19 protein-coding genes and 1 tRNA gene are annotated in these 20,104 nt (G+C 40.4%); 15 read left to right on the forward strand and 5 right to left on the reverse strand.

What is annotated here, in order from left to right:
- Positions 1 to 39: 39 nt before the first annotated feature.
- Together NST39_RS04995 and NST39_RS05000 are read left to right on the forward strand one after the other, a co-directional pair.
- Entirely contained in the window at positions 40 to 720 is a 681-nt protein-coding gene (locus NST39_RS04995; protein WP_341027368.1) for a hypothetical protein, read from the forward strand.
- A gap of 120 nt (positions 721 to 840) precedes the next feature.
- Positions 841 to 914, forward strand: a tRNA-Gly gene (locus NST39_RS05000).
- A gap of 99 nt (positions 915 to 1,013) precedes the next feature.
- Here the strand turns inward: NST39_RS05000 and NST39_RS05005 are convergent.
- Complete coding sequence (locus NST39_RS05005; RefSeq protein ID WP_445662380.1) at positions 1,014 to 1,610, reverse strand: hypothetical protein; 597 nt, start codon at positions 1,608 to 1,610, stop codon at positions 1,014 to 1,016.
- Between the two features lie 83 nt (positions 1,611 to 1,693).
- Between NST39_RS05005 and queG the strand changes: the two genes are divergently transcribed.
- The 9 genes from queG (at position 1,694) to NST39_RS05050 (ending at position 11,603) form a co-directional block, all read left to right on the forward strand.
- On the forward strand, positions 1,694 to 2,842 hold the full coding sequence (gene queG / locus NST39_RS05010) for a tRNA epoxyqueuosine(34) reductase QueG (protein ID WP_341029940.1): 1,149 nt from the start codon (positions 1,694 to 1,696) through the stop codon (positions 2,840 to 2,842).
- A 60-nt stretch (positions 2,843 to 2,902) separates the two neighbouring features.
- On the forward strand, positions 2,903 to 3,802 hold the full coding sequence (locus NST39_RS05015; protein ID WP_044141626.1) for an amidase domain-containing protein: 900 nt from the start codon (positions 2,903 to 2,905) through the stop codon (positions 3,800 to 3,802).
- Between the two features lie 43 nt (positions 3,803 to 3,845).
- Positions 3,846 to 4,319 carry a tRNA (uridine(34)/cytosine(34)/5-carboxymethylaminomethyluridine(34)-2'-O)-methyltransferase TrmL gene (trmL, locus tag NST39_RS05020; RefSeq protein ID WP_003211950.1) on the forward strand — a complete coding sequence of 158 codons (474 nt, stop codon included), beginning with the start codon at positions 3,846 to 3,848 and terminating at the stop codon, positions 4,317 to 4,319.
- A gap of 515 nt (positions 4,320 to 4,834) precedes the next feature.
- A complete protein-coding gene (locus tag NST39_RS05025; protein ID WP_044141625.1) occupies positions 4,835 to 6,730 on the forward strand; it encodes a PrkA family serine protein kinase in 1,896 nt (631 codons plus the stop codon).
- Positions 6,731 to 6,869: 139 nt separating this feature from the next.
- Positions 6,870 to 8,033, forward strand: coding sequence for a sporulation protein YhbH (gene yhbH, locus NST39_RS05030; protein WP_044141624.1), 1,164 nt, complete (start codon positions 6,870 to 6,872; stop codon positions 8,031 to 8,033).
- Positions 8,034 to 8,396: 363 nt separating this feature from the next.
- Positions 8,397 to 9,029 (forward strand): HlyD family efflux transporter periplasmic adaptor subunit, encoded by a 633-nt coding sequence (locus NST39_RS05035; RefSeq protein ID WP_341027371.1) that lies wholly within the window; start codon positions 8,397 to 8,399, stop codon positions 9,027 to 9,029.
- A 39-nt stretch (positions 9,030 to 9,068) separates the two neighbouring features.
- A complete protein-coding gene (locus NST39_RS05040) occupies positions 9,069 to 10,688 on the forward strand; it encodes a DHA2 family efflux MFS transporter permease subunit (RefSeq protein ID WP_065098964.1) in 1,620 nt (539 codons plus the stop codon).
- A gap of 17 nt (positions 10,689 to 10,705) precedes the next feature.
- Complete coding sequence (locus NST39_RS05045) at positions 10,706 to 11,230, forward strand: flavodoxin family protein (protein ID WP_044141622.1); 525 nt, start codon at positions 10,706 to 10,708, stop codon at positions 11,228 to 11,230.
- 13 nt (positions 11,231 to 11,243) lie between these two features.
- On the forward strand, positions 11,244 to 11,603 hold the full coding sequence (locus NST39_RS05050) for a hypothetical protein (RefSeq protein ID WP_044141621.1): 360 nt from the start codon (positions 11,244 to 11,246) through the stop codon (positions 11,601 to 11,603).
- Positions 11,604 to 11,714: 111 nt separating this feature from the next.
- Here NST39_RS05050 and cspB read toward each other — a convergent pair whose 3' ends face one another.
- Both cspB and NST39_RS05060 read right to left on the reverse strand, forming a co-directional pair.
- Positions 11,715 to 11,915, reverse strand: a complete 201-nt coding sequence (gene cspB / locus NST39_RS05055; RefSeq protein WP_003212277.1) for a cold shock-like protein CspB — start codon at positions 11,913 to 11,915, stop codon at positions 11,715 to 11,717.
- A gap of 217 nt (positions 11,916 to 12,132) precedes the next feature.
- Complete coding sequence (locus NST39_RS05060) at positions 12,133 to 13,218, reverse strand: GGDEF domain-containing protein (RefSeq protein WP_341027373.1); 1,086 nt, start codon at positions 13,216 to 13,218, stop codon at positions 12,133 to 12,135.
- Between the two features lie 178 nt (positions 13,219 to 13,396).
- On the opposite strand from NST39_RS05060, the gene NST39_RS05065 reads away from it, so the two are divergent.
- On the forward strand, positions 13,397 to 13,696 hold the full coding sequence (locus tag NST39_RS05065; RefSeq protein ID WP_341027374.1) for a hypothetical protein: 300 nt from the start codon (positions 13,397 to 13,399) through the stop codon (positions 13,694 to 13,696).
- Between the two features lie 34 nt (positions 13,697 to 13,730).
- Here the strand turns inward: NST39_RS05065 and NST39_RS05070 are convergent, their stop codons facing one another.
- Positions 13,731 to 14,129 carry a spore coat protein gene (locus tag NST39_RS05070; RefSeq protein WP_065098962.1) on the reverse strand — a complete coding sequence of 133 codons (399 nt, stop codon included), beginning with the start codon at positions 14,127 to 14,129 and terminating at the stop codon, positions 13,731 to 13,733.
- Between the two features lie 151 nt (positions 14,130 to 14,280).
- Here NST39_RS05070 and NST39_RS05075 point away from each other — a divergent pair, with 151 nt between their 5' ends.
- Both NST39_RS05075 and NST39_RS05080 read left to right on the forward strand, forming a co-directional pair.
- The gene (locus NST39_RS05075) at positions 14,281 to 14,790 is read left to right on the forward strand and encodes a YhcN/YlaJ family sporulation lipoprotein (RefSeq protein WP_003211812.1); all 510 of its coding nucleotides are present in this window, start codon (positions 14,281 to 14,283) and stop codon (positions 14,788 to 14,790) included.
- A 156-nt stretch (positions 14,791 to 14,946) separates the two neighbouring features.
- Entirely contained in the window at positions 14,947 to 15,822 is an 876-nt protein-coding gene (locus NST39_RS05080) for a hypothetical protein (RefSeq protein WP_341029941.1), read from the forward strand.
- A 29-nt stretch (positions 15,823 to 15,851) separates the two neighbouring features.
- Here NST39_RS05080 and NST39_RS05085 read toward each other — a convergent pair whose 3' ends face one another.
- Positions 15,852 to 16,496 (reverse strand): spore coat protein, encoded by a 645-nt coding sequence (locus NST39_RS05085; RefSeq protein ID WP_106067153.1) that lies wholly within the window; start codon positions 16,494 to 16,496, stop codon positions 15,852 to 15,854.
- A gap of 144 nt (positions 16,497 to 16,640) precedes the next feature.
- Between NST39_RS05085 and NST39_RS05090 the strand changes: the two genes are divergently transcribed.
- Positions 16,641 to 20,021: a CheR family methyltransferase gene (locus tag NST39_RS05090; RefSeq protein WP_341027377.1), complete on the forward strand. Its 3,381-nt coding sequence runs from the start codon at positions 16,641 to 16,643 to the stop codon at positions 20,019 to 20,021.
- The last annotated feature ends 83 nt before the right edge of the window (positions 20,022 to 20,104 follow it).

Consider the following 20,104-nt stretch of genomic DNA (forward strand, 5'->3'; position numbering starts at 1 on the left):
TTAGTATAATAAAGAATAAATGTATAAAAGGGGATATCAATGATTAAGAAATGGAGTATTCTTTTATTTACTGTTTTTCTATTAGCAGGATGCGGTGAGAAGGCTGAAGAAACATTGACGACAGAGAAGACGGTATCAGAAAAACCTGCAACAGACAAAAATAAGGAAACAGCAACTCAAGATGAAATAACTGTCGAACCTATGAAACTAACAAAAAATGAAAAAAATCTTCTGAAATCATTATCAGATGAATCATTTGAAGCGATGACAGTGAAGGGACTAAAAGAAAGTGTTAAAAGTGTTTCTTTAATAGGTATGCATTACAAGGATGGACAATTATTGAAAGAAGATACAAAAAAAATCACCATGAAACTTCATCAAAATGGTGTCGATAACAGTGTGAAATTTATCTATCAGCTAGAAGAGAAAAAAGATGATCTGCTAAATGTAACGTATAGCTTGTGGAAAGATAAAGAGCAGAGCGAACAAACGAAGCTCGCAACTAGCGTGGATTTTAAAGAGGACGTCGGAGGAAACACAACGATAACAGAGGCAAATCTTTTTCACATGTCTCCTGGAGAGAAAAAATTAATTTCTACTACCATCACAACTGGAATGAACTATGAGTTTTCTGGTTTAACAGATTCTGAAAAGAATCTAAAAGAAGAATTAAAAGGTGTGAAGCAGGCTTATTTGGTGTATTTGCAGATCGATAAATAACTATCGTAATATATACGGAGAATATGAAGTTTTTTGACGAAAAATCTTCATATTCTCTTGACGAATTGTTTAGGAAGTTGTAACATAATAAAGGTCAACGCGATGACGTTGCTTATTGATGCGGGTGTAGTTTAGTGGTAAAACCTCAGCCTTCCAAGCTGATGTCGTGAGTTCGATTCTCATCACCCGCTCCAATACATAATTTTTGTTAATAACGCAGTATTTCGTTTCTTAGATAAACGAAGTGTTGCGTTTTTTATTATGTCAGTATAATGTGAAAAAGCACTGTCAAGCTACAGTGCTTTTTCAATAAGTTCATATTTACTTTCTCCACCATGTATTTGTACAAACATCTTCGTCAAGGATTGGATGAGAGCTTCACTCTTTTCCCGGGAAATAGATGGCGGAAACAGGATGATTTGCAAAATGTTTTTTGTGTCTTGAGAAATGTGTGCTTTACTTGGTTGAGAAAATAATCCTTTAAGTCCTGCGTTGTCCTGCCATTCAATGTGACCACTCTCATGTTTTGCTAGTGAAAGCGGCTCTTCTAGACGATCAGCATCGAATGTCAGGATAGGCAAGAAATATTTTAAAGAGAAAAAGATCGATAAATCCTGTACGGAATTGGTCGAGTCAATAAATTGTTCCTTTTGGATATCAGCAAGAATTGGCAGGAAAGGAACGTCTTTTAAAAGGTCCGTCCATTCTTTGATTGCTGGTACTTCTTCTAATACTTTATCTTCGTATTCAAAGAATAAAGATTCTTGAAACAGGCGGAGCCGGCCTTTTAACATTTGAGGGGATGTGCCAACTTCAATATGCGAATATTCAATCTGTCCAACATGGATAGACGGGTTGTCAGGATGAGAAATTTCCATATGTATCTTCACAGTGACTCACTCCAATCGGTCATGATACACTCGTATTATACTGAAAACAACAGAAGAAACAAAGAAAGGAGGTTTGCAAGGTGATTCATGTTGGAAAATTAAAAGAAGAATTGATTCAATATGCGAAAGAAATTGGTGTCGATAAAATCCGATTTGCAAGTGCTGATACATTTGATTCATTAAAAGACCGCCTCATCTTACATGAATCGTTAGGGTATTTGTCAGGCTTTGAAGAGCCTGACATAGAGAAGCGAACAAACCCTTCTTTGCTGCTTCCGAAGGCCAAATCAATTGTTGCGATAGCGCTCGCGTATCCTTCCAAAATGAAAGATGCTCCTCGAAGTACAAAGGATGCAAGAAGAGGGATTTTTTGCCGTGCTTCTTGGGGAACAGATTATCATGTTGTGCTGAAAAAAAAGCTTGATATGCTCGAAGAATTCTTGCGGAGTAAACATGTCGATATACGGACAAAATCAATGGTGGACACAGGGGAACTATCTGATCGTGCAGTAGCGGAACGCGCTGGCATAGGTTTTAGTGCGAAGAACTGTATGATTATCACGCCAGAGTTTGGGTCTTACGTGTATTTGGCTGAAATGATCACAAATGTCCCATTTGAACCGGATGAAAAAATTGAAGACCAGTGCGGAACGTGTAATAAGTGTGTAGATTCGTGTCCAACTGGTGCACTTGTGAATCCAGGACAGCTGAATTCTCAACGGTGTATTTCCTTTTTAACGCAAACAAAAGGATTTTTGCCTGACGAATTTCGTTCGAAAATAGGAAATCGATTGTACGGATGTGATACGTGTCAAATTGTCTGCCCGATCAATAAACGGAAGGACTTTCACCTGCATCCTGAAATGGAGCCGGACCCTGAAATTGCGAAGCCGCTCTTAAAGCCGCTTCTTACGATCAGTAATCGTGAGTTTAAGGAAAAATACGGTCATGTTTCAGGTTCATGGCGGGGAAAAAAGCCAATTCAGCGAAATGCGATTTTGGCACTTGCTCACTTTAAAGATACATCTGCCTTACCCGTGTTGATTGATTTGATGCACAAGGATCCAAGACCTGTTATTCGGGGCACGGCTGCTTGGGCAATAGGGAAAATTGGCGATGAGGAGCTGCTCCCAGAACTGGAAAAAGCCCTTGAGCGGGAAAGCGATGAGGAAGCGAAACAGGAAATTGTCAAAGGGATTGAGTTTTTACAGACACCTTTAAATACTAAATAACGTCCCTGTGAACATAGAATGAACCAAACAGAGATTTTAAAAAAGTTTGGTGGTGTCTGTGTGAAACAATTATTAGAGCAAACATTAGAAGACAGGCTTGGTTATTTATTAAATGGGAGTGCAATCAAACAGCCGCAGCTCATGTCTGATGTGGAAGCAGTCGAACGGAAAAAAGAGCTTTTTGCTAGAAGACAGGTGGAGATTGTCAAGGCGAAGGCGAAAGCAACACTTCTTGATTCAACGATTCAAGATGACGGGGCTCAGCATGTGCAGTATCTCGCTCATCTCACTTATGTATGCAAGGATGTAGATTCTTTTTATTTAGAGGAGCAGGTAGAAAAAAGAGAAGCGTTCCTTTACAACGACATGCTTGTGAAAGACCGGTTGATGATAGAAGAACGTCAAATGGAAGAGCAGGTGGATGAGCGCTTTCAGACCGAAGAACAGTTTGGGAGAGCCTTTCACTATGACCGGCGGGCAGCCGTACAATATGCGGAGACGTATTGGAATAAACGAAATCCCGCCTATAAAAATTTTGAAGATAACTGCACGAATTTTATTTCACAATGCTTGAAGGCAGGGAATGCGCCAACGAGAGGGTATCCGAACCGCGGATCTGGCTGGTGGGTGCGGCCGCACACGTGGAGCTATAGCTGGACGGTGGCTCATTCGATGAAAAATTATTTAGCGAATTCGAAAGCGGGTTTAAGAGCAAAGAAACTCACAGAAGCACAGGAGCTTCAAATTGGTGATGTCATTTGCTACGATTTTGAGGGAGATGGCAGGTATAATCATACAACCATTGTCGTCGATCACGATAAAGGCGGAATGCCTCTTGTGAATGCTCAGACATATGACAGCCGTATGCGTTATTGGTCGTATGAGGATTCGACTGCCTATACTCCTGCTATTCGTTATACGTTTTTTCACATTTTGGACGATGCCGCGAAGGATAGTTAATGGTATAATGTTGAGCGGAAAAGAAAATTAGAGGTGAACTTTTTTGGGACTTCATGTCGTTTTATATCAACCAGAGATTCCAGCTAATACTGGAAATATTGCGCGTACATGTGCAGCAACAAATACAACCCTTCATCTGATTCGTCCGCTTGGTTTTTCGACAGATGATAAAATGCTGAAGCGTGCAGGACTCGATTATTGGAAATATGCCAATGTCGTCTATCATGATTCACTTGATGAATTGTTTGAGGCACATCCGAAGGGACAATTCTTCTATATCACAAAATTTGGTCAAAAGCCGCATACGACATTTGATTACTCTCAGTTAGATGAAGATTACTTCTTCGTTTTTGGCAGAGAGACAAGTGGATTGCCGAAAGATTTGATCGAGCGGAATATGGACCGCTGCCTTCGTTTACCGATGACAGAACATGTTCGTTCTCTGAATCTATCGAATACGGCAGCAATTCTTGTGTATGAGGCACTTCGCCAGCAGCAATATCGAGATCTGATATAAGGTCATGATGAAGGCCGGGATGCCTATCTCGGCTTTTTTATATGAGATAAGGAACAAAATATGACTTGTTTAGTCTATTTTTTGACATATTGAAAAAATCAAAGGACAGTAAATATGTAGGTGCTAAAAACAACGAATTAAATGAAAAAGGATGTTCCGCTTATGGAACATCCTTTTCTTCATTTACCAGGCTTGCCTTCGTAGCCAGCTGTGAAAATGGATACTAAAAACGTAATGATGACGCCCATCATAATGACCGTTCTCATATAAGCTCCCCCTTATCCCTTTGTTTCTATCGCTGCCTATTTCATATGATGTGAAGTTCGCCTTGAAAAGCAGGAGAAGAAGATCATTTTCTCCTGTTTTTCCTTTATTATGAAGGGTCTTGCGGATGGTTGTCAATTCAGTTTGCCAATTCGTCATTTTGAAGAACGAAAGCATGTAATAGGACGCCTCCGCATAGATTGTAAAACAGTATCTGATTACTTGCTTCAATCTTGAAAGAGGAGGTTCATATGGATATTTTAAAGAAAATCGAACAGCACAGAGAAGAAGAGCAGCGTCTCAAATGGGAAGGCACATTCGGCGAATATTTAGACATTATAAAGGAAAATCCACTTGTCGCTCAATCTGCTCATTCTCGCGTTTATCATATGATTAAAGACAGCGGGATTGAAGAGGAGAATGGGGTCAGAACGTACAAATTTTTTGATCAGGAGCTTTTTGGATTAGAGGAATCATTGGAAAGATTAGTGGAGGAATATTTTCACCCTGCTGCCAAGCGGCTCGATGTGAGGAAGCGTATTTTGTTATTGATGGGACCAGTGAGCGGGGGGAAATCTACGCTTGTTACTACGCTGAAAAGAGGACTAGAAGAATATTCACTGACAGATCATGGCGCGGTCTATGCGATCAAAGGCTGCCCGATGCATGAAGATCCGCTTCATCTTATTCCGCAAAATCTACGTGAGGATTTCTATAGAGAGTATGGCATTCGTGTGCAGGGGAATTTGTCCCCTCTGAATATGATGAGGTTGGAAGAGGAATATGGTGGACGAATTGAGGATGTAAGGGTTGAACGGATCTTTTTCTCAGAGGATAAACGGACCGGTATTGGTACCTTTAGTCCGTCTGATCCGAAATCTCAGGACATTGCTGATTTAACAGGAAGCATCGATTTTTCCACTATTGCTGAATTTGGATCAGAGTCAGATCCAAGGGCCTACCGCTTTGATGGAGAACTCAATAAAGCAAACCGAGGGATGATGGAGTTTCAGGAGATGTTAAAGTGTGATGAGAAATTTCTATGGCATCTTCTGTCATTAACGCAGGAAGGAAATTTTAAAGCAGGCCGTTTTGCCTTGATTAGTGCAGATGAATTGATCGTCGCTCATACGAATGAAACCGAGTACCGGTCGTTTATTTCAAATAAAAAGAACGAGGCCTTGCATTCAAGAATTATTGTGATGCCGATTCCTTATAACTTGAAGGCGACAGAGGAGGAACGCATTTATCATAAAATGATTTCAGAAAGTGATGTCTCTGATGTGCATATTGCCCCGCATACGCTGAAGGTGGCAGCGATGTTCTCCATTTTGACAAGACTCAAAGAGCCGAAGCGTTCTGATATTGATTTGGTGAAAAAAATGCGCCTTTATGACGGAGAAAGTGTCGAGGGATTCCAATCTGCTGATATTGATGAGATGAAAAAGGAATTTCATGATGAAGGGATGAGCGGAATTGATCCGCGATATGTGATTAACCGCATTTCCTCCACTATTATTCGGAAGAATATGGAGTCGATCAATGCGCTGGATGTCCTTCGTTCGTTAAAAGAAGGACTCGATCAGCATCCGTCTATCTCAAGCGAGGACCGGGAGCGCTATTTGAATTTTATTTCTGTTGCGCGAAAAGAGTACGACGATATTGCGAAGAAGGAAGTACAAAAGGCATTTGTGTATTCCTATGAGGAGTCTGCGAAAACGCTCATGGATAATTACTTAGATAATGTCGAGGCATATTGCAACAAAAACAAGCTGCGTGATCCGTTAACCGGTGAAGAAATGAATCCTGATGAAAAGCTTATGCGTTCAATTGAAGAGCAGATCGGAATTTCTGAAAATGCGAAAAAGGCATTTAGAGAAGAAATTCTGATTCGTATTTCGGCTTATGCGAGAAAGGGCAAACGCTTTGATTATAATTCTCATGAGAGATTGCGTGAGGCAATTCAGAAGAAGCTGTTTGCTGATTTAAAAGATGTGGTGAAAATCACGACGTCAACGAAGACACCGGATGAACAGCAGCTGAAGAAAGTGAATGAAGTAGTGGCTAGATTAATTGATGAACATGGCTATAATTCAACAAGTGCAAATGAACTTTTAAAATATGTAGGCAGTCTTCTCAATCGTTAATAAATGAAGGAGGCATTATTGGCGCACCTGCACCGGTAATGTCTTTTTTAGAAATGATCGTCAACTTGGGTGACGAGCAGCATAAGATAAAGGAATCGGTGGTTAGAAGAATTGTGCAAACAGGTGAGGAGGGGGATGGATGTCCCGGCAAGAAAAAAGTCAGTTTATTGTATCTCAGGAAGACTGGTCCCTCCATCGAAAAGGCTATGACGACCAGCAGCGTCATCAGAAAAAGGTCAAAGAAGCGATTAAAAACAATTTGCCGGATCTTGTCACAGAAGAAAGCATTATCATGTCTAACGGAAAAGATGTTGTCAAAATTCCGATTCGTTCGTTAGATGAATATAAAATTCGGTACAACTACGATAAAAATAAGCATGTGGGTCAAGGCGATGGAGACAGCGAGGTAGGCGATATTGTCGCACGTGATGGATCAGACAGTAAGCAAGGGCAAGGAAAGGGGCAGAGCGCAGGAGATCAGGCTGGAGAGGATTATTACGAAGCAGAGGTCTCATTAATGGATCTTGAGGAAGCGCTGTTTCGGGAATTAGAGCTGCCAAACCTTAAACAAAAGGAGCTTGACGACATCATTGTCGAGCAAATTGAGTTTAACGATATTCGCAAAACCGGGTTAACAGGGAATATTCATAAAAAACGAACGATGCTCTCAGCATTTAAACGAAATGCAATGACAGGCAGTCCTTCCTTTTATCCAATCTACCCAGAGGATATCAAATATAAGACGTGGAATGAAGTGACCAAACCAGAGTCGAAAGCCGTCGTTTTGGCGATGATGGATACGAGCGGAAGTATGGGACTTTGGGAAAAATATATGGCGAGAAGTTTTTTCTTTTGGATGACACGTTTCTTACGGACAAAGTATGAAACGGTTGAAATTGAATTTATTGCTCATCATACGGAGGCGAAGGTTGTCGATGAAGAGCATTTCTTTTCGCGGGGGGAGAGCGGAGGAACCATTTGCTCCTCTGTCTATCGAAAAGCGCTAGAGCTCATAGACGAACGTTATCCACCGTCGCGATATAATATTTATCCTTTTCATTTTTCTGATGGAGACAATTTGACCTCAGACAATGCAAGATGCGTGAAGCTTGTTTCTGAAATTATGAAAAAAGCCAACTTATTCTGCTATGGTGAAGTGAATCAATACAACCGGCATTCTACATTAATGTCAGCATATAAGCATATACAGGATGAGAAATTTAAGCATTATATTTTGAAGCAAAAATCAGACGTTTTTCTTGCCCTAAAAAAATTTTTTCAGCAGGAAGAAGTTCTTTCGTAAATAGCACATTTGAAAAAACCTTTCAGCATAAGGGCTGAAGGGTTTTTTGTATGGAGAAGGAAGGGATCACCAGAAAAAAAGTAAAACTTTCTCTTTGACATTTCAATTTTCATTTATTAATATTTAATCTTGTTAAATATAAGTTTTTCAAAAAAGATGCCGATCGTCTTTTCTTCTTTTTCTTCTCTTTGCTCATGAGTGAACAATAAGTATAAATGGGCTGCACACCATTATTCATGCGGGGAAGATGAAGGAGATATAACGGTTTTATGAGCTTGCTTCATATTCTGTCAGATGATGGGCATTCTAAGTTTGCTAAAGCAGATGACACTATATTTTTATACATGAAAGGAGAAACAAAACATGAACAGAGGGCGTTTATTGCTAACGAATATTATTGGCCTTATTGTAATTCTTGCCATTATTGCCGGAGGTGCTTATTACTACTACGAAAGCACAAATTTTGTCAAAACTGACGAGGCGAAAGTGACAGGTGACATGTATCAAATCACAGCACCAGCAGCTGGACAAATCAAAGGCTGGGATATCAATGAAGGTGACGAAGTGCAAAAAGACAGCACAGTCGCAAAAGTTGAAGGAGAAACAAAAACAAACATTAAATCAGTGGCTGATGGCACATTAGTCAAAAAAGAAGTACAAAACAATCAACAAGTGCAGCCTGGTACAGTTCTTGGTGAAACGATTGATTTAAGCAAGCTTTACATCACAGCAAATATCAAAGAAACAGATATTAAAAGCATTGAAAAAGGCGACAAAGTCGACATCGTGGTAGATGGTGATCCTGATACAACATTTGAAGGAACAGTTGAACAAATTGGTTATGCGACAAACTCAACATTCAACATGCTGCCAGCAACAAACTCAAGTGGTAACTATACAAAAGTGACACAAAAAATAGCAGTGAAAATTTCAATTAAAAATCCATCAGACAAAGTACTTCCTGGTATGAATGCTTCTGTCAAAATTTCATCTTAATGATGATTGATATCAAAAAATGAAAGGAGGTTGTCTGAGATGGCAAATCAACCTGCAGCAACAAAACAGGGAGCAGGCTCCTTGTCTTTACTGATCATTTTAATGGCCGGCTTGTTCGTTGCGATTTTGAACCAAACACTTCTGAACGTAGCCATGCCCCATTTAATGACTGAATTTAATGTGAGTGCAACGACGATTCAGTGGCTTACAACAGGTTATATGCTTGTCAACGGTGTGCTGATTCCGTTATCTGCGTTTTTAATCACACGCTTTGGACAGCGCAGCTTATTCCTAGTTGCCATGATCTCGTTTACACTAGGGACCTTTATTTGCGGGATTGCGCCGAACTTTTCGACCATGCTCATTGGTCGTTTGATTCAGGCAATCGGCGGCGGTATCCTGCAGCCGCTCGTGATGACAACAATCCTTTTTATTTTCCCTCCTGAAAACAGAGGGAAAGGAATGGGGATTTTCGGTCTTGCGATGATGTTTGCTCCAGCGGTAGGACCAACATTATCTGGTTACATTATTGAACATTATTCTTGGCGTATTATGTTTTATGGACTTGTTCCAATCGGAGCAATTGTCATTATCGCGGCTTTCTTTATGTTTAGAAATATTGTAGAGCCTAAAAAGATCAAGCTGGACAGCCTTGGTGCGGTTCTTTCCATCGTTGGTTTTGCTTCGCTCCTATACGGAGTGAGTGAAGCTGGAAGTGATGGCTGGACAGATCCGATCGTCTTATCGACGATTATTGTTGGTGCGATTGCGATCATTCTCTTTATTTTCCAACAGCTGAAAGCTGATAATCCGATGCTTGATTTCCGAGTGTTTAAATACAGCATTTTCTCATTATCAAGTGTCATTAATATTATTATTACAGTTGCCTTATACACTGGGATGTTCTTACTTCCGATTTATCTGCAAAACCTCGTTGGGTTTACGGCATTGCAATCCGGGCTATTAATGCTTCCAGGGGCACTTGCGATGCTGATTATGTCCCCGATTTCAGGGATTTTGTTTGATAAATTTGGACCTCGTCCGCTAGCGATTGTGGGGATGCTCATTACCGTTGTCACCACATTCGAGTTTACAAGGCTGACGATTGATACATCATATAGTCACATTGTGCTCATGTATGCAGTTCGTGCATTCGGTATGTCACTCCTTATGATGCCTGTGATGACAGCTGGGATGAACCAATTACCACAGCACTTAAACAGCCATGGTACAGCGATGTCTAATACATTAAGACAAATAAGCGGTTCGATCGGTACGAGTTTGATCACAACGATTTATACGAATCGGACAACATTCCATTATTCCAATATGGCGGATCAAACAAATACAGCGGACCCGTTCTTTATGAATTCATTCCAGGCGGCTGTGTCGAATGTGATGCACCATATGGGCATGACAGCTGAAGCTGCTCAAAAATATGTATCCACCCAGCTCTTTACGAAAGCACAGGTTGATTCAAACGTAATGGGTATCAATGATGCTTACATGTGGGTAACGTTATTCTGTGCCGCTGGTGTCATTCTCAGCTTGTTCCTGCGTGATGTACGTAAGGATAAAAAGCGAAAAGACCAGCAGCATAAAAAACAAGAAATGACACTGCTTCCAGCACCTAAGGAAGCAAACCAAGATGCAAGATAAGTGTGGAGGGACCGTACATGAAAATTTATGTCGTATACGATAGTGAAGGTGACCATACAAAAGCACTGGCAGAAGCAATTGCAGCGGGTGCAGGTGAAACAGAGCACGCTGAAGTATTCGTTGATCACGTGAAAGATGCGGATATTCGCAAGCTGGATCAAATGGATGCGATCATTTGGGGCTGCCCTGGTCACTTTGGGACCATTAGTTCTGGGTTAAAGACATGGATTGACCGTCTTGGCTACTTATGGGCAGAAGGAAAACTGATCGATAAAGTCGGTGCCGTTTTCTGTACAACTGCTACAACGCACGGCGGTTTAGAAATGACAATGCATAATTTAATTACACCAATGTTCCACCAAGGGATGCTTGTCGTTGGCCTTCCTGGAAATGTGCCAGAAAATGCTTTATACGGCTCTTACTATGGAGCAGGTGTGACATGTCCGATTGATTCTGATGAAGTGATTTCGACAGAAGGCATTGAACTTGGGAAAGCATTAGGAAGACGTGTAGCATCAGTCACTGCGTCATTTAAGCGATAAGGAGAGGGTTCTTTTGGCGACGATTATTGTAGCGTTAGTAGCTGCTGTTCTAGTCATTATCGGATTAGTAGCATTCAATGTCAGACACGCTTCGATCGAGAAGAAAGAGATCAATGAAGATGTGCCCAATCAGCCTGACGAGCCCCGCAGCGAGTCAGAAGTTGCGGCGAGACCTGTAGAGCCTGAAGTAGAAGAAGAAGCGTCAACGCCTTCTCAAACGGATGAACGAGTGTCTGGTGATGATTTCTATAGACAGGCGCTTCAAAAGTTTAAGCAGCCAGAACCACCTGTCAAAGAAGAAGAGCCAGAAACTAAAATGAATGATGATATGTATCGTTCTGCTTTGCAGAAGCTAAAGCAGAAGGACAAATAAAAAGAGAACCTCTTGTCAGGTTCTCTTTTTTTATAGCACAAAAAAACCGCCGGCAGAAGCCGAGCGGTTTTCCTTCACTCTATAAAGTGCTAAAGAGCAGATGCTCTTAAATTACGCTTTGTTAACGTTAGCAGCTTGTGGTCCACGGTTACCTTCAACGATTTCGAAAGAAACTGCTTGACCTTCTTCTAAAGTTTTGAAGCCTTCGCCTTGGATAGCAGAGAAGTGAACGAATACATCGTCTTGACCTTCTACTTCGATGAATCCGAAACCTTTTTCAGAGTTGAACCATTTTACTTTACCTTCTAACATGAAATTTCCTCCTAAAGCGATCTTAACGCTTAAATTCACTATTCTTGCTCTTACACAAACTTCAAAGACGAAAACTCTTTCAAAACTTTCTTCTTAAAGATGATACGAACAAAAATAATTACCTTTACTTTACCAGTGTTTGCGGGAAAAAACAACTGTTATCCAAAAACTTTTTTAAAAATAATTAGTGCTAACAAATTGAGGAAAAAGCCTATGTTCATTGGCCTCTTTTTCTCCCTGAGAAGCTCACTTGATTTCGGCCAGACTGCTTCGCTTTATAGAGCTCTTGGTCAGCTATAATCGGTAATTGTTTGATATTTGGACTTGCCCCGGGGGAATACGCACAACCAAGTGATACTGTAATATGAATGGACATGCCATTTTGTAAATAAATCGGCTGATCTGCTAGTTTTCTCCGTAAGCGTTCTGCAATCTGCCATGTTTTTTCAACTGTACAATTGGGTAGAAGGACGGCAAATTCCTCACCGCCGATCCTCCCAATATAATCTGAGCTTCTTGTGTTTTTGATCAGCCTTTTTCCGATTTCTTTTAAAACCAAATCTCCCTCATGATGTCCATATTGGTCATTGATGGATTTGAAGTAATCGATGTCTAAGTAAATAAGGGACATTTGATGGATAGGCTGCTTAAATTTCATCGAAAAAGCATCATTTAAGACCTCATCGAACTTCCGTTTATTTAAAACACCTGTTAAAAAGTCATAATGAGCTTGGAATTTATACAAATTCAATAGCTGATATGCTTTTGTTTGATGCTCAATGACGTAAAAGTTAAACAAACCAGCAATATATGAGAACATCCAATAAGCAAAATGTAGTTCAAATGATGTCTCATGCACGATCATGATAAACAGGCTTGTGGCAATCACATTACCTAACGTAATGGACAAAAGCATTTTCATAACTTGATTCATATGGCGCTCAGCAATTAAAAAAGAAGCTGTTGCGATGATCATCATGGAAAAAATGTTGATGAAAGAAGTGACGTTGGCTTCGATTAATAATCGACCAATAATTACAACACAGGCTGCAATGATGGTTTGGGCGATGCCTCCATAAAAGGCCGTTAAAATAAGGGGGATATGTCTTAAATCGACGATGGCTGGTCCTGCTTTGATAGAGAAGAACATTAAGAGGACACCGAGTAACCCAGAAAGAATGCCTTTGCATAGTTGTCTGAGCAGGGTATCTTCTTTCTTAAGAAAATTCTCTTTAAACACAAGCAGAAATAAATAATGAAAAGTGACAAGAATTGTTAAATTAATAAAGAGGTCTCTTAGCAAAATTAAATCACCTTTTTAAAATTACTAAAATTTGTTGCAAAAGAAAAGGGGAAAAAGGATAATTAATAAAAATTTCACTTATGAAGGGATCGAAAAACATGCGAGGAAAACGCTTCCCAGATGAAACGGACTGGCTCTCTTTTTTGAAACGGAGCCTGATGAAAGGTTCGAGAAAGGGATGCTTATTGAATATCAAAGCCTGACATTTCGATTTGAGAATCAAGACGAGCGTTTCGTTGTCAAGATGTACCTTGGAAGTCAAGAATTTACGTTAAAAGCTGTTCGAAAAAAAGATGGATCGTTTTTAGGTATCTATGATTTTAAAACCGTGCAGCATGTAGAGATAAAAAAGGACCGGCCAAACGAAAAAGAGCTCTTACTCATAGTAGAAGCTTATGGCGATTTTATCACAACAGTTGAAATTACCTTTTTACCTTTCTTCTCTGTAATGGTGAAAGAACATTTTTCAGGAGAATAAACAGGAGCCTCTATTCATAAAGGCTCCTGTTTTCTTATTTGTGCTCGATGTCATTGATCACTTGCTGGATTGATTCATCATCCATCACATTCATGACACTTTCATCAATATGGAGAGACTGTGCATAAGACTCTCTTGGCTGATGGTTTCTTGATGTCGATTGGTGCTGATTCGTATGATTTGGCTGTACAGCAGTAAATGCTTGCTTCATCATTTGTCCGATTTCCGCGGTTCCCTTTGCTTCTTTCTGTGCGTGTGACTCGTTTCGAGACGATTCATGGTGCTGTTGATCTTTTCCCTTCATCATTGAAGACATATTCATTTGCGTCATGCTTTTCAGTCTTCTTCGTAAAACCGGGGAAAATAATGCAATGATGGCTGTTGATGCTGCGATCATTGCGCCAGTGCTCATGCCTTTTCTTTTTTTAAACAAACGAATCCCTCCATTTGATCGTGATGATTCTTCTTCATCATGTTTAGGATGACCAAACAAAGCTGAATTATGAATTCATTTCGCTGAAAGAGAGGATGTATGCATAAAAAGCCGGCTGGATGAAAAACCTAAAAGCAAAAGGAGGGAATAAATGATGAATAAGAAATGGATGCTATCTTTACTACTCGTTCCAGCATTGATCACCACTGGATGTGGTATGAACAACCAGGGCGATGAGCGAAGAGGAACAATGAAACGACAGTATGAAAATGTCACATATAAGAATGACAACATGCGGCAGGATCAGCCAGATGTTCAAACACCTCAGAAGGTCAAAGTGGCAGATAAAGCGTCAGAGCTAGTAGCCAACATGTCTGAAGTAAAAACAGCGAACGTACTTGTTACAGGAAAGAATGCATTTGTTGCTGTTATGCTTGAAGGCGATAAAAGCGGTAATGTGACAGAAGATTTGAAAAAGAAAATTTCTGATAAAGTCAAATCAACGGATCAACAAATCGATAATGTGTATGTATCTGCGAATCCAGACTTTGTCGATCGTATGGAAGGGTACGGAAAACGTATTAGAAGCGGAGAGCCCATCTCAGGATTTTTCGATGAATTTACTGAAACGGTCAGACGTGTCTTCCCTGAATCAAAATAGCTACGACAAAAGCCGTATGTCATATGCGGCTTTTTTGTTTGGAACCGCACCTTGCGCACCTGACTGCATAAAGTAAAAAATATATCACCTCTTGTTGATCTTTGTTTCTTCATAGAAAGAGAAAGAGGCTGCAGGATGAATTCAGGTGGGGAGCAAATGAAAGCCAAGCCGTCATTGATTCATAAAAAGCTTGTAGGCGGAATGATAGCAGCAGGTCTCATTTTTTATGCTTTCACCGCGTACTTGATTTATGTTGCGTTTCAGCTGACAGGACAATATTTAGAGCAGCAGTCTTCTCCTAAAACGATTTTAACGGAGGGACTCAATAAGCAAGTCTATGAACATATTAGAATATACTATGCAGAGGAAGAGGACGCTTTTGTTGATTTGACAATTGAGGCTATGGATCAGGCAAAGAAGAGGACAGCGTCAGTATTTCAATTTGAAACTGACAAACCTTTAGACATTATTTATTTTGATGATAAAGAGACAATCGAACAATTTGCAGGAATCAAGCATATTACGGGTTTTTACTCCGATCATGATCAAATGATAGGGTTATATCCAGATAAGAGGGAAGCATTATTGAAGAAAGAGACACTCCCTTTATACTTTTTCAACACGTTATTGATTCATGAATATGCTCACTTTGTTTTCTATGAAAAAGTTCATTCTTACGAAGTGTCTCCGGTGATCTTTCCCCTTTGGTTCCATGAGGGAACAGCAGAATGGACGGCCTATGATGTGCTGAATGCCACGTCTGAACGGTTCGATGTCATTCCTTTTGAATCTCTTTATTCTGATCAAGACTGGCAAGATTCTCGCACGACGTATGAGACAGATGTTTATGTGCAAAGCTACTATATGATTTATGAGCTCGTGCAGCTTTATGGACGAGACGTCATACATGAGATTATGGAGGAAACGGCGAAGACTGGCCGTTTTGATAGAGGTTTTGAACAAGCGACAGGACAACGTCTGGCAGATTTTGAAGAGCAATTTAAACTGAGTTATCAAACAAAAAACGGCTGACCTGAGGATATAGGTCGGCCGTTTTTTGTTTAATGAAGCGGTTTTTGCTGATTGGCTTTGCTTGGCGGCATTTGAACTTGGCCCTTCATTGGGGCAAATGTAGACGTCATCGCCTGCATATCTTGAGCTGTAAGCTGCGGAACTTGATAATAGCTATGTTTATTTTGATATAAGAAAATTTCATACGCCATTTCAATAAAGTTCGGAATTTGCGCTGCAAGCACACGTCGCACCACAGGGTTTGTTACCTCTAGTGCAGTCATTGAAAGTAATCCAGCATGTGATTTCACGAGACCTAGCATATGCCCTGTAATTCCCGTGTCTTTTACATCCTGCAACGATTGATTTGGCTTCTTAGGCTGAGATGGTTTTATTCCGTATGTCACCTGTGTTTGTTCTTTCATCATATACGTAGATGTTTCTTCACTAGGCTTTTGACCAGTAGAAAAACAATCTACCGTGACATTATACTGTGACAATACAAATTGATATTGTCGATCTAAAATGTCGGATAATGCGGGATCCTGGATGAATTGGCGAAAGATCATGTATTGATCCAAAATATTAATGGTCCCTGCTAATACTTCATGTAAATCAAATAACTCATGCCCGCCATGATTGAATTGAGGCTGCTGGACATTTCCTTGAACGTTTGTCTGCTGATCGTTTTGCATTGAGATTCCTCCTTCTGTTTATACAATCAGTTTTAATGTGAGGATGTTTTCCTTCTTTCATGCAAAAAACATTATTTACAATTAGAGGGTTTTCTTCCTTTTTGTCGAAAAAAAGTATCAGACGAATGAACATGGGGGTACCAGATGCAGGACAAAATCATTAATCGTTTGATAGAAGACGAACATGTGCAGGCACCAGTGATTGGCATCGGTGTTTCGCCGTTTGAACAGCATCATCTTGAGGCTTTTTTTCAATCATTTCCTCATGAATTAAATGCCTCTTTTATTGTTGTGCAAAATCATGTGACGGGCGATTGTATAACTGATTTGGAAGCACTTGTTTTACCGATTGGCTACCGGGCAAAAACGATTAAACATGGTGAGAAAGTCATGAAGAAGACGATTTATTTTTGTCCACAGCATGCGGTTGTGACGTTAACAGAAGATCAGCGGCTGCACCTATCAGAGCAGCTGCCTCCGTGCATGGCTTGCTCTGTGGATTTGCTTTTTCAGTCTCTCGCCAGCGTTCAAAAGGAGGAGGCTTTTGCGATTTTCTTTCAAAAAGGTCATTGTGTGGGAAGTGGCTTGCTTCAGTTGGTTGAAAAGGGCGGTACAGCTTTATCGTGCAGCGAGGTAGAAAGTGGTTTTGACACCTTGTATCAACAAACATTCAAAGACCCTTCCACCCTTGCGGCATATATCGCCAATATCATTAACGTTCCGCACATCGATGAGGCAGATCCTGTATTACTGAGAATTATTGAACGTCTTGAAATGTATAAAGGCATTGCCTTTTCAACGTATCAAAAGAAAAGGCTGCTATCTGTCATTCAAAAACGAATGAGGATTGCAAAAAAACGGATTTCATTATTAGCAGAGTACGACTGCTTATTAGAAAGAGAACCAGATGAGCTTGACCTTCTGCACGTACAGCTTCTAAGCGGCATGACATCTTTTTTTAGAGATATGGAGGCTTTTCATGTATGTGAACATCAGATCATTCCGTCGATCATTGAAAATGCGGTGAAAAACGGGAAATCTCGATGCCGTATTTGGATTGCGGGATGTTCGACAGGAGAGGAAGCCTATTCTTTTACGATCTTATTTTTAGAGGAAATGAAGCGAAGACAAGCAACCATTGAACTTCAAGTATTTGCAACAGATATCAACCGAAAAGCCATTCAAACAGCTAGTAAAGGTCTTTACTCAGTTGAGTCTATGGCAAGGATGCCGGAAAAATGGCGGGCGCGATATTTCGAAAGGAAAGGTGACGCTTTTATTGTGAAGCAGTCGCTTAGAAAACATATTGTTTTTGCACCTCACAATTTATTGATCGATTCACCTTTTATCCACCTCGATTTTATCAGTTGCCGAAATGTTCTGATGTACTTCCAGCCTGAAGTGCAAAAACGAGTATTGTCCCGATTCCAATATGCATTAAAAGATCAAGGGATGTTGATATTAGGGCCAAATGAAACTGTACCCAATATCCCTCGTTTGTTTCATTTGTTCAATGAAAAATGGAACATTTACACCCATTCAAACGTTTCAAAACCACATGTTCCTTTGACACCAGACGCTCGTGATATCGAGTTGAAAGCGCGAGCCGAACAATATATGCAAGAAGTAAGCAAGGATTATGATGCATGTATGATCATCAATGATAGTGACAAAATTCTGGCAGTATCAAAGGGTGCGTATTCTTTTTTAGACCATACAGAAGTGTCAGATCAATCATGTGAATATGTGACACCTGATTATATGAAAGAGATGCTCAGTCAAACCTTTCAAAAGGTGTGGACAGACGAGACAGAGGTTGTGTTTCAACATGTTCTCATTTCGGGAAAAGGCAGCAAGCAGTATGCAGATTTTACCGTGAAAAGTTTTGACCGCCGTTTTAAGGGAGTTTACGTCATTCTCATTCGAATGAATGAGAGAGGAAAAAATCAAAAGAACGGCAGGGACATAGGGATGTCAGATCAGAATTCAGTCTATCAACAGCGTATTGTCGATTTAGAAAATGAACTCAATGAAGTCAAACAAAAGGAGCAGGAGGCAAGGGCTCAATTAAAAGCAAAACACACGCAATTAGAGGATTTTGAGAAAAAACACGAGCATTATATAAATATCATAAACAACTTGAGGGTGACAAGAGAAGAACTGTACAGACCCTCTGTCAAGCCGGAGCTTGCAACGCTGTTTGTGGACAGGGACATGAATATTCGCTATTACACTCCTACAGCTGCCTCTTTATTTACTTCTGCGAAAATCAGACATCAGCAATCCTTTCGGTCGATGGCTAAAAAGCTTACGCAGGAAACGCTCTATCATGATATCCAATCCGTCATCTCGGATAGGCGCGCGATCGAACGTGAAATTGAAACGAACGAAGGCGAGCAATTCACCGTTCACATCACACCTATCTTCGATCAAGAGCATGAAGGAGCGGTGATGACTTGGATTAAAATGACTGAAGTAACGAAAATCAAGCAGTCGCTTCATCTAGCGGTGACGGCGCTTGATAACAGCCATATTCATATTGTTGTGGCAACTGAGGAAGGGGTCATCCAATGCGTGAATCAGCGTTTCTGTCAGTTTGTCCAGCAGCATGAATTTGACCTGATCGGCAAAGATATTTTTTCTGTCTACCATTCGCTATGTCAATGTGATGATTTAGAGAAGCAATGGAAGGTTTGTTTAAGAGAGGGCAGCTGGACAGGTGAGCTGTACTTTCAAGATTTATCTGGACGCGAACGATGGGAGAGAGTCTCTTTACATCGAATCGATGACCCTGACAAAATGCAGTCAACCGTCATGCGGATTTCAGAGGATATCACCAATCAAAAGCAGTCAGAGAAGATGCTGATGAAATCAGAGATGCTGTCAGCAGTAGGGCAGCTTGCAGCAGGCATCGCTCATGAGATACGGAACCCGCTGACCTCATTAAAAGGATTTTTACAGCTGATGATTCAAAGTAAAAAGTATCAGAAAGATTATGCAGATGTGATGATGTCAGAGTTTAATCGGCTCGAGTCGATTATTAATGAATTCCTCGTTCTTTCTAGAAGCAAATCGGTGAAATTTGAACCGGTACATGTCAATCTTCTGCTAGAAGAAGTGATCATGGTCGTTGAATCCCAGGCGGTCTTAAAAGGTGTTTCCATTCAGAAAAAGCTGTCTCCGTCGCTCCCTAACATTCAAGGCATTCCGAATGAACTGAAACAAGTCTTCCTAAACATCCTTAAAAACGGAATAGAAGCGATGGATGGTGTGACAGGCGTCATCAAGGTGACCTCTCTCATGAAAGATCATCAAATGATGTTGATATTTGAAGACCAAGGAAAGGGAATACCAGAGGACGAAATAGGGAAACTCGGTGAACCATTTTATACAACAAAAGAAAAGGGGACAGGGCTTGGTTTAATGATGACCATTAAAATCATTGAAAGCCATGGCGGCACCATTCGTTTTGAAAGCAAAAACTTTGAGGGGACACGAGTGATTATTACCTTTCCAATGAGTTAAAAAGACAAGTTTTACATGAAATCCATTCAACATCAATATTTACTTTGTACACTATGAGAGATGAAGCGCAAAGGGGAGAGGTC

Source organism: Bacillus sp. FSL W8-0645 (assembly GCF_038007905.1).
Lineage (GTDB): Bacteria > Bacillota > Bacilli > Bacillales > Bacillaceae > Bacillus > Bacillus pumilus.